General features: G+C 44.5%; 13 protein-coding genes. 12 read left to right on the top strand and 1 reads right to left on the bottom strand.

Going from position 1 to position 14,866, the window contains the following annotated elements; translation table 11 throughout:
- The first annotated feature begins 19 nt into the window (after positions 1–19).
- The 11 genes from rpmE to HXT38_RS01470 all read left to right on the top strand — a co-directional run bounded on the left by rpmE (position 20) and on the right by HXT38_RS01470 (position 12,407).
- Positions 20–232: a 50S ribosomal protein L31 gene (rpmE, locus tag HXT38_RS01420; RefSeq protein WP_004118797.1), complete on the top strand. Its 213-nt coding sequence runs from the start codon at positions 20–22 to the stop codon at positions 230–232.
- 146 nt (positions 233–378) lie between these two features.
- On the top strand, positions 379–1,476 hold the full coding sequence (gene prfA, locus HXT38_RS01425; protein WP_004118799.1) for a peptide chain release factor 1: 1,098 nt from the start codon (positions 379–381) through the stop codon (positions 1,474–1,476).
- Positions 1,477–1,509: 33 nt separating this feature from the next.
- A complete protein-coding gene (prmC, locus tag HXT38_RS01430; protein ID WP_174143295.1) occupies positions 1,510–2,508 on the top strand; it encodes a peptide chain release factor N(5)-glutamine methyltransferase in 999 nt (332 codons plus the stop codon).
- Positions 2,505–3,191: an L-threonylcarbamoyladenylate synthase gene (locus HXT38_RS01435; RefSeq protein WP_004118801.1), complete on the top strand. Its 687-nt coding sequence runs from the start codon at positions 2,505–2,507 to the stop codon at positions 3,189–3,191. The genes prmC and HXT38_RS01435 overlap by 4 nt, the downstream gene beginning before the upstream one ends.
- A gap of 128 nt (positions 3,192–3,319) precedes the next feature.
- Positions 3,320–4,423, top strand: a complete 1,104-nt coding sequence (locus HXT38_RS01440) for an MraY family glycosyltransferase (protein WP_004107423.1) — start codon at positions 3,320–3,322, stop codon at positions 4,421–4,423.
- 52 nt (positions 4,424–4,475) lie between these two features.
- A complete protein-coding gene (guaB, locus tag HXT38_RS01445; RefSeq protein WP_112928771.1) occupies positions 4,476–6,020 on the top strand; it encodes an IMP dehydrogenase in 1,545 nt (514 codons plus the stop codon).
- A gap of 189 nt (positions 6,021–6,209) precedes the next feature.
- Positions 6,210–6,527, top strand: coding sequence for a hypothetical protein (locus HXT38_RS01450; RefSeq protein ID WP_004107429.1), 318 nt, complete (start codon positions 6,210–6,212; stop codon positions 6,525–6,527).
- An 87-nt stretch (positions 6,528–6,614) separates the two neighbouring features.
- The gene (gene orn, locus HXT38_RS01455; RefSeq protein WP_004107431.1) at positions 6,615–7,322 is read left to right on the top strand and encodes an oligoribonuclease; all 708 of its coding nucleotides are present in this window, start codon (positions 6,615–6,617) and stop codon (positions 7,320–7,322) included.
- 57 nt (positions 7,323–7,379) lie between these two features.
- Positions 7,380–8,837, top strand: a complete 1,458-nt coding sequence (locus HXT38_RS01460; RefSeq protein WP_004107434.1) for a PIF1 family DEAD/DEAH box helicase — start codon at positions 7,380–7,382, stop codon at positions 8,835–8,837.
- Between the two features lie 325 nt (positions 8,838–9,162).
- The gene (locus HXT38_RS01465; protein WP_174143296.1) at positions 9,163–10,998 is read left to right on the top strand and encodes a proline--tRNA ligase; all 1,836 of its coding nucleotides are present in this window, start codon (positions 9,163–9,165) and stop codon (positions 10,996–10,998) included.
- A gap of 104 nt (positions 10,999–11,102) precedes the next feature.
- A complete protein-coding gene (locus HXT38_RS01470; protein ID WP_004107438.1) occupies positions 11,103–12,407 on the top strand; it encodes a zinc ribbon domain-containing protein in 1,305 nt (434 codons plus the stop codon).
- Between the two features lie 169 nt (positions 12,408–12,576).
- On the opposite strand, the gene HXT38_RS01475 is transcribed toward HXT38_RS01470, so the two are convergent.
- Complete coding sequence (locus HXT38_RS01475) at positions 12,577–13,065, bottom strand: single-stranded DNA-binding protein (protein ID WP_032842545.1); 489 nt, start codon at positions 13,063–13,065, stop codon at positions 12,577–12,579.
- A gap of 312 nt (positions 13,066–13,377) precedes the next feature.
- On the opposite strand from HXT38_RS01475, the gene HXT38_RS01480 reads away from it, so the two are divergent.
- On the top strand, positions 13,378–14,826 hold the full coding sequence (locus tag HXT38_RS01480) for a CAP domain-containing protein (protein ID WP_004118833.1): 1,449 nt from the start codon (positions 13,378–13,380) through the stop codon (positions 14,824–14,826).
- Positions 14,827–14,866 lie beyond the last annotated feature (40 nt).

The following is a 14,866-nucleotide window of genomic DNA, read 5'->3' on the forward strand; positions in this document are numbered from 1 at the left end:
GAATTCCATAGGAGACATTATGAAGCAGGGTATTCATCCCGACTATCACGCAGTGCAGGTTACCTGCTCTTGCGGAAGCACTTTCGTAACTCGTTCCACCGCTGATGGCGATCACATGACGGTTGACGTGTGCTCAAAGTGCCACCCATTCTATACCGGTAAGCAGAAGATTCTCGACACCGGCGGCCGCGTGGCTCGCTTCGAGAAGCGCTACGGTAAGAAGACTAAGTAGCTTTTGTGACGCCAGCCCTGCTTTCGTGTAACTCGCGGAATCGGGGCTGGCGTTTTATGTGCTAAACATGTGTGTTTAGTGTTCTACATTTAACATTTAAATTTTTGATTTACAATCCGCGTTAAGCGCGACTACAAAGGAATATGATGGCTGAGTCAGTAGAGGAACAATTCCCGGCAGCAGTTACCGCGTTAGAAGAGTATCGCGATATTGAAAGTCGCATGGGAAGTCCGGAAGTTGCGTCAAACCCGGACGCTATTCGCAAGCTCGGCCGCAGGCACGCAGAACTCGGCTCAATCGTAAATGCTTACCTAAATTACAAGCAGCTTTGCGACGACTTTGAAGCCGCAAACGAAATGGCAAGCGACGACCCAGATTTTGCTGAAGAAGCTAAGCGCTTAGAAGAGCAGCTTCCAGCAGCAAAAGAAAAGCTTCGCACGGCATTAATTCCTAGGGATCCGGATGATGCGCGCGATATGATTATGGAAATTAAAGCTGGCACAGGCGGCGAAGAAGCGGCTCTGTTTGCTGGCGATTTATTGCGTATGTACATGCGTTATGCCGAAAAGCGCGGCTGGACTACCGTAATCCAAAGCGAAAATTCAACGGAACTTGGCGGCGTAAAAGATGTGCAGCTTGCGATTCGCGCAAAAGGTACTCCTGCTCCAGAAGACGGCGTGTGGGCAAGCATGAAGTACGAGGGTGGCGTACATCGTGTGCAACGAATCCCAGTTACTGAATCGCAGGGGCGCATACAGACTTCCGCAGCCGGCGTAATCGTGTTTCCAGAAGCAGACGAAGATGACGACGAAATCGAAATCGATCCAAAAGATTTGAAGATCGACATTTTCATGAGCTCCGGCCCTGGTGGACAGTCCGTGAACACTACTTATTCCGCGGTTCGCATGACGCATATTCCAACCGGAATTGTTGTTAGCATGCAAGACGAAAAGTCGCAGATTCAAAACCGTGCGGCAGCCCTTCGCGTGCTAAAGTCTCGTTTGCTCGCTATGAAGCATGAGCAGGAGGCAGCAGAAGCGGCGGATATGCGCCACTCACAGGTGCGTTCGCTCGACCGCTCTGAGCGAATCCGCACGTACAATTTCCCAGAAAATCGTATTGTGGATCATCGCACGAATTACAAGGCTTACAATCTTGACCAGGTTCTTGACGGCGACTTGCAGCCTGTTATCGACAGTGATATTCAGGCGGATGAAGCTGACCGCTTAGCGCAAGCCAAGTAAGTAGCCGATTAAAATTTCTAAACAATTCTTAAAATGCAAGAACTTTTGCGAGTTTTGCGCGATGCTGTTAAAAAGCTTGAGTTTGCAGGTGTGGAGTCAGCAGAATATGATGCGCGCTTGCTGCTGGCTCACGCTTGCGGAGTGAGCTTAGCTGAGCTAAACAAAGCTCTGCTTATGGGTGATTACAAGAATTTTTCGCCCGATTATGCTAGCAAATATAGCGATTTTGTATCTAGGCGTGCTTCTCGCGAGCCGTTGCAGCATATTATTGGTCGCGCGCCTTTCCGCTACTTGGATTTGCGCGTTGGCAAGGGCGTTTTTGTGCCGCGTCCGGAAACAGAAGTTGTTGTTGATGCTGGCCTAGATTGGTTGTGCGAATCGCATATTAGCAAGCCTACGGTAGTCGATTTATGCGCAGGTTCGGGAGCAATCGGATTGTCAATTGCAACGGAAGTTGCAGACGCGCAAGTGTGGGCTGTAGAAAAATCTCCTGAAGCTTTTCAATATTTGCGAAAAAATTCTGAAGAAACTGCAAAGAATTACGAAAATATGCAGATTTCCAGTCGATACCATGCTGTTCTTGCAGATGCAACAAAAGCGCATATTTCAGATTTAACTCCTGAACTTCACGCAATTTGCGGCAAAGTAGATTTAGTAATAACGAATCCGCCTTACGTGCCGGAAAATCAAGTGCCGGAACAGATTGAAGTGCGAGAATATGATCCTCCGCTTGCGTTGTACGGCGGCTCTGTGGATGGCTTGCTTATTCCGGAGCAGATTATGCGCGCGGCTTTTGCGCTTCTTAAACCCGGGGGAGCTATGGTTATGGAGCATGATATTTCGCAAGGAGATGCGCTTAAAAAGTACGCGGAAAGCCTAGGTTTTGTGTGTACTCGAGTTGGAAACGACTTAACAGGCAGACCGCGATACACTTTTGCGCAAAAATATGACTTGAATCAGATATATGACTTGAATCAAATAGAAGAAAATAAGCAAAATAAACAACAAAAGCAACAAAAGAGGCAAAAATGAGCAAAATTTGCAATATCAACGGAGAATCACTGCAAATGGCAGCGCAAATTATTAACGAAGGCGGCGTAATCGTAGTGCCAACTGACACTGTGTATGGCGTTGCTTGTGACCCATTTAATGAAGCTGCAGTTGCAAAAATTTACGAGCTTAAGCGCAGGCCGCGCACGAAGGCGTTGCAAATTTTAATGAGCGGAGTGGAAGATTTAGAAAAACTTGGGCTGTATTTGCCGTCTCCGCTGGATATTTTAGGCAAAAAGTTCCTTCCGGGTGGATATTCTCCGATTGCGCGCGCTAAGAAGGACTCGGTTGCGTCCAAACTTGCAACGCTGTGCAAAACGAATGAGACTGATGAGAAAACTCAAGAAACTGAAACAACTCAAGCAATCGAATCAACTCAAGGTGTGCGCGTGCCTGATTGCCCGGAATTAATGCAAATTTTGCGCGTTACGGGCCCGCTGGCTGCTTCTAGCGCGAATCGCAGTGGTAACGAAAGTGCAGACAGTGTCGAGGAAGCATTTGAGGCTTTCGGCAACGAAATTCCGCTGTATTTGAACGCAGGTCCAACTCGCTCGCACGTGGCAAGCACAGTAGTTGGTGCGGATTCAAGCGATAAAGACGGTATTGTGATTTTGCGCGAAGGTGTGATTTCGGAGTGCGAAATTCGTAATGCGTTAAGTGAGTAAGTTTATTAACTTATTTCTGATACTAAATTTCTGGTACTAACAAATCGCTACAATCAAAATAAGCAAGCGAAAAATTTAGCAAACGCTGCTAAAACCAACGAAGTAATCGCATAGCAAAGGACGCATTTATGAGGGTATACCTGTTTATTGCAGCAATTGCAGGCGGTGCTACGTGGCTTATTATGCCGCTTGTTCGTCACCTTGCGATCCGTATGGGTGCTGTTGGCAAAGTTCGCGCTCGCGACGTGCATACTATTCCAACGCCACGTATGGGTGGTGTAGGTATGCTTTTTGGTTTTGCAGTTGCGATGGCATTCGCTAGTTCTATGCCATTTATTTCCGGGCTTTTTGCAGGAACGCACCAGCCGTGGGTTGTACTAGCAGGAGCCGTTATGATATGCCTGCTTGGGGTATGCGACGACATTTGGGATTTAGATTGGATGCTAAAGCTTGCCGGTCAGCTGCTTATAGCTGTTTTTGTAGCGTGGGGAGGGTTGCAAATCGTAACTTTGCCGCTCGGTTCGCTCGTGACGGCATCTCCAAGCGTGTCAATCGCAATAACTGCAATACTAATCGTTGCTTCAATTAATGCAGTAAATTTTGTAGACGGATTAGACGGCTTGGCTTCCGGAATTGTTGCAATTGGCGGAATCGCTTTCGCAACCTACTCCTACATGCTCGCGCGCACGTCGCCATCCTACGCTTCAATGGCAACTCTTATTGATGTTGCAATGGTAGGTATGTGCGTTGGATTTATCATGCACAATTGGCATCCTGCGAAACTTTTTATGGGCGATTCCGGCTCCATGCTAATCGGCTACTTAATTACTTGCGCGTCGATTATTATGACCGGTCATTTGGATCCGTCGGCTGTGCATACGAGTATTTATTTGCCTGTATTTATGCCGATTTTGTTGCCGATTCTTGTGCTGTTTTTGCCAGTTCTTGACATGTGCTTGGCTATTTTTAGGCGTGTTGCTAAAGGGCAGTCGCCAATGCATCCGGATCGCATGCACTTGCATCACCGCATGCTTAGAATCGGACATTCTGTGCAGGGTGCTGTGCTGATTTTATGGGGATGGGCGGCGCTGATTGCGTTTGGCTCTATTATGATTCTGTTCTTTAAAGCTGTGTATGTGCTTGTTGGAATGATTCTTGCTGCTGCGCTACTTACTGTGCTCACAATGATGCCGTACTTGCGTCGTCGCCTGCCCGAGCTTCGCAATTCGTAGCGTTTCGTTCGGAGTTTCGGCAAACGTCATAGCAAAAACGTATAGTAACCCTATGGCTACAACTGATATTAACACGAAATCCGTGTATGCTCCTGTTCCACCAATTTTCGAGAAGCTCGGTCTCGCTTATGACGATGTCCTTTTGCTTCCAAACGAAACTGATGTTATTCCGTCCGAAGTGGATACTTCCACTCGTCTGACTCGCGAAATTACCATGAAAGTGCCGACTATTTCGGCAGCTATGGATACTGTTACCGAGTCCGATATGGCTATTGCCATGGCGCGTAACGGTGGTATTGGAGTACTTCACCGCAATCTTTCTATTGATGATCAAGCTGCGCAGGTTGATATTGTTAAGCGCAGTGAATCCGGTATGATTACCGACCCGCTTACTGTTCACCCAGATGCTACGCTCGCCGATTTAGATAAATTGTGCGGGCGTTTCCATATTTCTGGTCTTCCGGTAGTGGATAGCGAAAATCATTTAGTTGGTATTATTACCAACCGTGACATGCGTTTTATTGCTTCCGAAGATTACGATCGCTTGAAAGTTAAGGACGTGATGACGCGCGAAAATCTCGTCACTGGTCCTTCCGATATTTCTAAGGAAGATGCTCACCGCTTGCTTGCGGATAACAAGATTGAAAAGTTGCCTTTGGTTGATGCTGAAGGTAAGCTTACAGGCTTGATTACTGTTAAGGACTTTGTGAAGACTGAACAGTATCCGGATGCTACTAAGGATGATCAGGGCCGCTTGCGCGTTGCTGCTGGCATTGGCTTCCTTGGTGATGCTTGGCAGCGTGCGTGCGCTCTTATGGAAGCTGGAGTTGACGTGCTTGTGGTCGATACCGCAAACGGCGAGGCTCGCTTGGCTCTCGACATGATTCGTCGCATTAAGGCAGATAAGGCTTTCGACGGTGTGCAAATTATTGGCGGAAATATTGCAACTCGCCAAGGCGCACAGGCTATGATTGACGCTGGTGTTGATGCTGTAAAGGTTGGCGTTGGCCCAGGTTCTATTTGCACTACGCGTGTTGTTGCAGGCGTTGGTGTACCTCAACTTACTGCAGTTTACGACGCTGCTCAGGCTTGCAAGGCTGCTGGTATTCCATGCATTGCAGACGGCGGCATTCACTATTCCGGCGATATTGCTAAAGCTTTGGTTGCAGGTGCGGACACCGTTATGCTCGGCGGCACTTTGGCTGGATGTGAGGAAGCTCCTGGTGAGAAGGTTCTTCTTCACGGCAAGCAGTACAAGCTTTACCGCGGCATGGGTTCGCTTGGCGCAATGGCTCCTCGCGGTAAGAAGTCTTATTCGAAGGATCGTTACTTCCAGGCAGACGTTACCAGCTCCGACAAGGTGGTTCCAGAAGGCGTTGAAGGCGAAGTTCCATATCGCGGTCCACTTAACGCTGTGCTTTACCAATTGCTTGGCGGCTTGCATCAGTCCATGTTCTACGTTGGTGCTCACAATATTAAGGAAATGCAAGAGCGCGGACGCTTTATTCGTATTACTGATGCAGGTCTTCGTGAATCTCATCCTCACGATATTGTGATGACTGCAGAAGCACCAAACTACAGCGGTTTCCACAACTAAGTCGCGTGGTGCGTAAGTTGCGCGATTAAATCGCGTATAAATCGCGTATAAATCACAACTATTTTAAACGGCGAAAAGTTACGCAAGTTACTCACAACTTGCCTGCTTTTCGTCGTTTTTTTGTTTTGACAAGACGGATAAAATTATTATATAGTTAGTGGGATATCCCACTAAAAATGAGGTGATTTTGTGAAAGTAGTAAAAGATTATGATGTGCGTCTTGATAGTAAAAAGCGTGTAACTCTGCGTGGGGCTAAATATCCTTATTACAATGTTAAAGAATGCGATAATGGTTGTATTTTATTAGAGCCTCGTGAGCTTACTATTCCAAAGAGTATATCTTCTAGAACTCTTAAAAGTATGGATGAAGCAATTCGCAATTTTAATATTGGCAAAGTCTCTGAACCAGTTGATCTTTCTGACGAAGCTCGTCGTCAAGCTGAAGCTCATGAGGGAAAATCATTTAATAACACAGATGAACTTATGCAGGATTTATTAGATGCTTAAATCAGTATTTCGTACAACTCAATTCAAAGTAGTCGGTGGGAAGATGTAGGCTGATGGGTTCGAAAAAATATTAGGAAAGGAACGAAAATGGCTGAAGCTAAGGAAGATCTTACGTTTACGCCGGAAGAGTCGCGCTTAATTTGGATTGATTGCGAGATGACGGGACTCGATATTTTCCACGACGAATTATGCGAAGTATCTGTAGTTCCAACCGACTTTAATCTGAAAGTTTTGGACGACGGCATTGATTTAGTGATTAAGCCGAGCGATGCTGCTGTGGCTCATATGAACGATTTTGTACGCAATATGCACACTTCTTCCGGACTTGTTGACGAGTGGAATAAGAATGGTTTGCCTTTGGAAGAAGCGCAAAAGCAGGTAGTTGAATACGTAAAGCGCTTCCTGCCGGCTCGCGGAAAAGCTCATCTTGCTGGGAACTCCGTCGGTTCCGACAAAAAGTTCCTCGACCGTTACATGCCAGATTTAATGGCAAATCTGCACTATCGTGTAATAGACGTAAGCACGTTGAAGGAAATTTCGCGCAGGCTTTACCCGGACGTTTACCGCAATAAGCCGGCAAAACATGGCGGTCACCGTGCGCTCGCGGATATTATTGAGTCGATTGACGAGCTTCGTTACTACCGCGATATGATGTTCGTTCCAGCTCCAGGCCCAAGTGAGTCTCAAGCAAAAGCTGGCGCACAGCACATTGAAAGCACGAGCTTGCTTCGTGACTACGAACGCCGCGGAGAGGCGCTAGAAGACGTAAATTCCGCAGAAAAGCGCGACTACTAAACACAACGCTACTATTAAATAAAGCGTGACTACTAAACGCAATAAAAGGTACTGCCAATGAAGCAATCCGAAGCTCTAACCATAATCAACGCTGGTGCAAGCGCGTTCATTACCGGCGCTCCGGGTGCAGGTAAAACCTACGTATTAAACGAAGCTATTCGCGAAATGCGAAAGAACGGTTTAAGCGTGGCTGTAACGGCTTCTACCGGAATCGCAGCAACTCATTTAAACGGTCAAACCATTCACTCTTGGAGTGGAGTTGGAGTTGCAAACGCACTTACGGATACGCTTCTTAAAACCATTAGAGCTAGGCGAGGAAAGCGCATAAAAGCCACGGACGTGCTCGTGCTGGACGAAGTTTCAATGATACACGCGTGGCTTTTCGACATGGTTGACGAAGTATGCCGAAAAGTGCGCAAAAATCCCGCTCCTTTCGGCGGGCTTCAAGTAGTTATTTCGGGCGACTTCTTCCAGCTGCCTCCTGTTAGCACTTCTATGCGAAATCGTGACGTGTTCGAGCCAAGCCCGGAGTTTATTTCGTCGCGCGAAAAGTATGCTGCAGCTGGAAAAAATCCGGAAGGCTATATTACGGAATCTTTCGCCTGGGATGCTTTGAAACCTGTTGTGTGCTATTTAACTGAGCAACATCGTCAAGACGACGGTAAGTTACTTGATGTTTTAACAGATATTCGTAGCGGTCTAGTAAGTGACGACGATAAGCAAGTGTTGGCCAGCCGTCTTGGTGAGTATCCGCAAGATGACGAAGTTGCAGTACATCTTTTCCCAACGAACGCGCAAGCAGATGGCTTAAATAATATGCAGCTTGCGGAAATTAATGCTGAGCCTCACGAATTCGTTGCAACGGAAGCAGGACCTAAAAATCTCGTTGAGCGCTTAAAGAAGAATATGCTTGCTCCGGAGCGTTTAGTTTTGAAGGTCGGAGCTGCTGTGATGGCATTGCGTAATGACCAAGAAAAGCAGTATGTAAACGGCTCTGTTGGACGTGTGTTGCGTTTTGTGCCTGAATCTAAAGGTGGCTGGCCGATTGTTGAGTTTGAAAACGGAAATATTGTCACTCTTAAGCCAGCTGCGTGGGAAATGACGGACGGTGAGACTGTACTTGCTAGCGTAAATCAAGTGCCTCTTCGTTGCGCGTGGGGAATTACGATTCATAAGTCGCAAGGTATGACGCTCGATAGTGCGGTAATGGATTTGCGTAGAACTTTCGCTCCTGGAATGGGATATGTTGCGCTTTCTCGTGTGGAAAATCTGGGTGGTCTTTATTTGGAAGGTATTAACGATCGCGCGTTTAGCGTTTCAGTTGATGCCGTTCTACTAGATGGATCTTTGCGCGATGCTTCCAAACGTGCGAGTGAGATGCTTGCTAGCGATGGTGCTTCTGTATTTTTGACAGATAAGTTTGAAGGCGATTCTGCAAATCAGCAAGAGTTTGACATTTTTGGCGCTGTCAATTACGCAGATAATGAAGAGTTTTCCTTCGATGACGAGTTTTAGTGCGATTTTTTGTGGAACATTTGCGCGACGACCTGCCTGAGCGCTGCGATTTAGCGCGCGAAGGCAACTCGGAGCGGAAACTCGCTTAAGTTGGAAGTCCGGGGGACTTCCAACGCGAGTTTCGTAGCGAGCGCGTTACCCGCGCGAGCGTTTTGGTGCTTTTTTGAAACATTTGCCGTGTATTTTCTCTGGCGTTTGTTGTCGTTTTTGCGTATTTGGGAAACATTTGCCGGAGTTTTAACTGGGTTTTTGTCGCTGCTTTGGCTTGTTTGTTTAGCTGTGTAAACAAGTGTTTATGTCCTCATGCGCAAATAGATTGGAACGCATGAATTCCAATGTACTTCGTATGTCTCAGCTGTTCCTTCGTACGCTGCGCGAGGATCCTGCAGACGCGGACGTGACTTCCGCAAAACTTATGCAGCGCGCAGGCTATATTCGCAAATCTGCCCCAGGTGTGTGGACTTGGTTGCCGCTCGGACTCAAGGTTTTAAACAAGGTTCAAGCGATTATTCGCGAAGAAATCAACGGTATTGGTGCGCAGGAAGTCCACTTCCCAGCGCTTCTTCCACGTGAGCCTTATGAGGCTACAAACCGTTGGGAAGAATACGGCGACAACATTTTCCGCCTTAAGGATCGTCATGAAGCTGACTATCTTCTTGCTCCAACGCACGAAGAAGTTTTCACGCTCCTTGTTAAGGATATGTATTCTTCGTACAAGGATTTGCCTGTTACTTTGTATCAGATTCAAACGAAGTATCGCGACGAATTCCGTCCTCGCGCAGGTCTTATCCGCGGCCGCGAGTTTATTATGCAAGATGGTTACTCGTTCTCAATTGACGAAGATGGTTTGAAGTCTGCTTATGTTGAAGAGCGCGCTGCTTACGCTCGAATTTTCAACCGTTTGGGCATTAAATACGTGATTGTTCACGCTGTTTCCGGTCCAATGGGCGGTTCTGATTCTGAGGAATTCTTGGCTCCAATGCCAATTGGTGAAGATACTTTTGCTCTCGCTCCTTCCGGAAAAGCTTGGAATGTTGAGGCTCTTACCACTCCAGAAATGTCTGATGTTGATTACTCGGCAACTCCTGCAGCAGAAGCGCTCGAAACTCCAGACGCTAAGACGATTGAAGCTTTGGTTAAGGTTTCTAACGATTTGCATCCGCGTAAAGATGGCCGCGAATGGCAAGCAGACGACACTTTGAAGAATCTGATTATTGCTGTTAAGCACCCGGCTGATGCTGAGGGTGGCGAGCATGAGGAGCCATGGCGCGAAATTGTTGCTATTGGTATTCCAGGTGACCGCCAGGTAGATATGAAGCGTCTTGAAGCTCAGTTTGCTCCTGCAGAAATCGAAGAAGCAACTGAGGATGATTTGAAGTCTCATCCTGAGTTTGTTAAGGGCTACATTGGTTTTAGCGTATTAGGTCCTCAAGCTCGCAAAGAGGGTAGTGGTATTGAAAATCCTGTTCGCTACTTGATGGATGCTCACGTTGCAAAGGGAAGCGCCTGGATTTCAGGAGCTGACGAAGACGGAAAGCACGTTTACAACGCTGTTTACGGTCGCGATTTTGAGGCTGACGGCGTTGTTGAAGCAGCCCAGGTTCGTGACGGCGATATGAGCCCAGATGGTTCTGGTCCGCTTAGCTTCGAACGCGGTGTGGAAATCGGTCAGGTGTTCCAGCTTGGCTTAAAGTATTCTAAGGCTTTGGGCTTAAGCGTTCTTAACGAAAACGGTAAAGCTGTGCCAGTTTGGATGGGCTGCTACGGTATCGGCGTTAGCCGCGTGATCGCATGCTTAGCAGAAACACATCACGACGACGCTGGTCTCGCATGGCCTATGGCAATTGCTCCAGCTCAAGTTCACGTCGTTGCTACTGGCAAGGATCAGATTGCTTTCGACGCTGCTGAAAAGGTTGTTGAAGAGCTTAGTAAGCAGGGAATCGAAGTAATCTTTGACGACCGTCCAAAGGTTTCTCCAGGCGTAAAGTTTAAGGATGCTGAGCTTGTTGGCGTGCCGCTGATTGCTGTAGCAGGTCGCGATACCGTGAACAACGGTACGATTGAAATCCGCGATCGCAACGGCTCAAACGTTGAAGCAGTTCCAGTTGACGAAGCTGCAAGCCGCATTGTAAAGCGTGTCAAAATACTTTTGAATAAGTAAAATTTGGTGCGTAATTTTGAATCGTGAGAAATATTAATAACTTGTGGGCTCTGCGTTTGCATCCCACTTGTTTTATATATACGTAATAGGAAGAAGTTACACATATGTTTTGTGAAAAATGTGGATCACAAATTAGTGATGATCAGCAATTTTGTAATGAGTGTGGAGCGAGGATTGATTCTTCTATTGGTTCGCAAACTTCTGCAGAACAAATAAATAATCCGCAGCAAGCAGTTTATAACCAATCAGAACAGCAACTGTATACTCAGGTTTATGAGCAGCCTGTAGACGCGCTTAAGAATAAGAAAAGTAAGTATTCAAAATTAACAATTATTATTTCGGCAGTAGTTGCATTAGTTGTGGTAATTGCTGGAATAGTTTGTTTTTTGAATCTAAATAAAAAAGTAAATAGTGCTGATGGGTCTCATAATAACGTAATTAGTGAGGCTGGAAAACAATATAAAAAAGTTCTAAAAGATTTTAGCGAAACCAAATCTTCCGACAGTAGTGACATGAAGTATTACTACACGCTATGGGATATAAACAAAGACTCTATCCCAGATTTAGTGATTGCGTCTTCGCGCAGCGCTGATACTACTAGAATGATAGACGCTACATATGGCGTTCGTGTTGCTTCTTACGATGGTAAAAAGCTTATAAAATCTGAAGATTTGACCACTAGTAGCGATTCATATGCAACTTTGTATTTTAACAAGAATCATGATGGAATAGTTACACTTGCTCCATTTGGTTCCGATGCTACAAGTGATGGAGATATGCCTTGGACAAAAACAATATATCGCCTAAATAAACATCATAAATTCACAACTAGTTCTGAAACTGTTGAGCATCCGTTAGGAAGCGATGGTGTTGTTCAAGGAACTGATGAATTATCAAGAGTAGTAATGCCGTCGTTTATTTCAATTTCAGACATGAGAGGCGTTGACGCATTAGTGAATAATGAAGAGAATTCACAAAAAGTGCGTGAGCATAATAAGAATGTTCAGAATTGGATTGAAAAGGGTTACCAAGTCTACACTGGAACAATAAAGACCTTAAGTAAGGAAGAAGCTAAGAACTTACCTGGCGCTGATAAGGATGATACTACTGGCTTCCCAGACACTTATGATGATAATGCACGCTTTACTGTTCTTTTGCTAGATAATCCATCTTCAGTTACAGTGGCTAATGGTTTTATGGATTGTGCTTTAAGACCAACTATTACTTTCGCTAATAAAGTAGCTGTGCTTATCAGTGACTCTAATGATGGAACTAGTAATAATTTCAAACAATACGAAGGTAAGAGAATTACTATTGCAACGAAACCTAATGGCATTATGTATCATGGTGGTGATTTGCCTTATGGTCAGCCATCGGTTTCTTCTGATGACATACATGTGATTAAGTAGTAGTAGATATCTCAGTTTCAGTAAATTAGGAAATACTTAATTTGCGAAATAGAGAATAAATAGATTTGCCGCCAGGAATGTTGATTCTTGGCGGCTATTTTATTGTGTTCATATTAATTTTTACTGTGGTGTGAGTTTAGTGGATTTTTAGAATTGCGATTTATTTTTCTTAAATGTCAGTTTCGCCCCCAAATTCATCATTCGAAATGCTTGCGTTAGAGTTATTTTGTTGTGCCCTATTGTTCTGCTGTGCTTGATTACTTTCTTTCGTATGATCATTTTTAGCGGAATCAGCGTTTCGCTTTGTAAATTGAGTAGTTCCACGATTTAAATCGTGACCAATAGTAGCCGCTTCTAAAATTATGCGATTATAATCATTGCCGTCTTTTGTCCAACTTTCAGTACTCAAATTTCCAGAAACAACAATTGCATCACCTTTATGCACGCTTTTAAGAACGTTTGAAGCCAAAGTTCGATACGCCTTCACAGTCATCCATGTGGTTGGACGCTCATGCCATTGCTGCTCATCATTTCGATAATAAGATTGTGTGCTTGCAATTCGTAGAGAACAAGCAGGAGAATTTTCGTTGCGTCCAAAACTTATTGGTTCTGCGCCTACAAATCCGCTAATAGTCACAGTTGACTGTTGTTGTACCATATTCATCATCCTTTCACGATTTGGACTGCAGCCATTTCAGCCCCGAAATCAGAGCCATCATTGCCCCTGAGCTTCGCAGCCACAAGGAAATGCCGCAGTAATAACAACTATGAATGTTTTGCGAGAATTGTTCTAGAAAATTCTTTTATTGTGGTTAAAAGCTATGTTTTAACCACAATTTATTAAAAATATTGACAATAAAATCACTTGTAAAACAGCAAGATTGCAAGCATTTTCGCAATAATTCCTTATTAAGAGATACTATTAACCTATATTTGTTGCATTGAATGAACAGAAGAAGAGTTTTTTACTATGAAAAATAATAAGCAGGGATTGGTGCGCAATTTAGCTATGCATGTAAATTCATGCTCATCTAATTTATTTAAATCATTTGGTTTTAAATCGAATAGTTCAATGAATTCGAAGAATACGATAGTTAAAAGTGCTGTAGTGAAGCATATTGTATGTTCGCTGATAAGCCTGCTTGCTGTAGTATCCTTTGTGTGCTTGTCTGCACAAAGCTCCATGAATATGAATTTGATGGGCATAAATTCGTTAGAATTAAGCAAAGAAGCATCTAATTCGTCTACGTCAAACCTGTCTATTAAAAACCCGATTATTAAACAAAAAAACGTTGCACGTAGTGTTGGCTGGGTTCGATCTGTTGATGTAGTGCGCTATGTGCTGGCTTCAATTCGTAATGCACGTTCGCGTTTATACGACGATCGTAGTATTTACTTTGAAGGAATTCCTTTGCAAGATTATGTGAGTCGTTGCGGTTTAACTAAACAAGCTTATGTGAATAATATTCAATACGATTCCGCAAATGAAGAGGATGCGTATCGTCGCGCACAAGAGACTGCTCAACATGGTAAATTTGGTCATTTTGCTCCAGATGGTAAAAGCGCACCTGATTTTAATGGTAGAAAAGCTTGGGGTGAAAACTTAAGCTGGGGTACAGATCTTGCTGGTTCTATGCGTTTATGGATTCAAAATGAAGAGGGACCATTGCGCGCTACTCGTGGTGCCTTTACTGACGAGAATGGTCATTTGTATCAAATTTTGAATCCACGAAATATCTCCTTTGGTTATGGTGAAGCTCAAGGCGGTCCGTACGGCATTGTTGGTGATTTAACTTTGTCGGAATATAACGGTGATATTGACTATCCTGATGGCAAAATTGGTTATGGAAGCCCTCAAGTTTATCAGCGTCCTGCTGCAGTAGCGAATAATACTAAGGCAGCTAAATCCGATAAGGATAAAAAGGACGACAAGGATAAAAAAGATAAGAAAGATAAGAAGGACGATAAAAATAAGAAAAAACATAAGGGTGATAGATCTAGCAAAAAGAAAGCATTTGGAAAAAATAAGCATTTAGCCAATAAGGTTAATTCTCAAATTGCAAATAGTAAAGATTCCGCTAAAAATACTGAAAAAACTGGTATTTCTGGAATGGTGGTTGCTGTAATTGCAATGGTAATTATTCTTTGTGCTGTAGTTGTATTTTCTATTTTACTTTATAAGTCACGCAAAAATGCGCGTACAAAAGCTGCTTCTGTAGACACTGCTGTTGCTAATACTGATACTGCTGTTGCTGATGCTGAAGCTGTAGCAGAAGTTGCTGATGCTGCTGTTGATAATGATTATGCTGCTGATAATGCTCCTGCTGTAGCAGAAGAAGCTGTTTCAAATGAGACTATTTCGCAAGATTTTGCTGCAGAAGAAGCTGTTTCTGCAGGTTCTGCCTCTGCGGAAGAATAAAAACTTATAAGGTTATATAAATTAAGCCTGCAAACGATTA

The organism is Gardnerella sp. DNF01157 (genome assembly GCF_049244225.1).
GTDB classification, from domain to species: domain Bacteria; phylum Actinomycetota; class Actinomycetes; order Actinomycetales; family Bifidobacteriaceae; genus Bifidobacterium; species Bifidobacterium leopoldii.

Excerpts from the sequence above, each read along its gene's own strand:
- HXT38_RS01475 (WP_032842545.1), bottom strand. The coding sequence starts at position 13,065 with ATGGTACAACAACAGTCAACTGTGACTATTAGCGGATTTGTAGGCGCA.
- rpmE (WP_004118797.1), top strand. The coding sequence starts at position 20 with ATGAAGCAGGGTATTCATCCCGACTATCACGCAGTGCAGGTTACCTGC.
- prfA (WP_004118799.1), top strand. The coding sequence starts at position 379 with ATGGCTGAGTCAGTAGAGGAACAATTCCCGGCAGCAGTTACCGCGTTA.
- guaB (WP_112928771.1), top strand. The coding sequence starts at position 4,476 with ATGGCTACAACTGATATTAACACGAAATCCGTGTATGCTCCTGTTCCA.
- HXT38_RS01465 (WP_174143296.1), top strand. The coding sequence starts at position 9,163 with ATGAATTCCAATGTACTTCGTATGTCTCAGCTGTTCCTTCGTACGCTG.
- prmC (WP_174143295.1), top strand. The coding sequence starts at position 1,510 with ATGCAAGAACTTTTGCGAGTTTTGCGCGATGCTGTTAAAAAGCTTGAG.
- HXT38_RS01435 (WP_004118801.1), top strand. The coding sequence starts at position 2,505 with ATGAGCAAAATTTGCAATATCAACGGAGAATCACTGCAAATGGCAGCG.
- orn (WP_004107431.1), top strand. The coding sequence starts at position 6,615 with ATGGCTGAAGCTAAGGAAGATCTTACGTTTACGCCGGAAGAGTCGCGC.
- HXT38_RS01470 (WP_004107438.1), top strand. The coding sequence starts at position 11,103 with ATGTTTTGTGAAAAATGTGGATCACAAATTAGTGATGATCAGCAATTT.
- HXT38_RS01460 (WP_004107434.1), top strand. The coding sequence starts at position 7,380 with ATGAAGCAATCCGAAGCTCTAACCATAATCAACGCTGGTGCAAGCGCG.
- HXT38_RS01440 (WP_004107423.1), top strand. The coding sequence starts at position 3,320 with ATGAGGGTATACCTGTTTATTGCAGCAATTGCAGGCGGTGCTACGTGG.
- HXT38_RS01480 (WP_004118833.1), top strand. The coding sequence starts at position 13,378 with ATGAAAAATAATAAGCAGGGATTGGTGCGCAATTTAGCTATGCATGTA.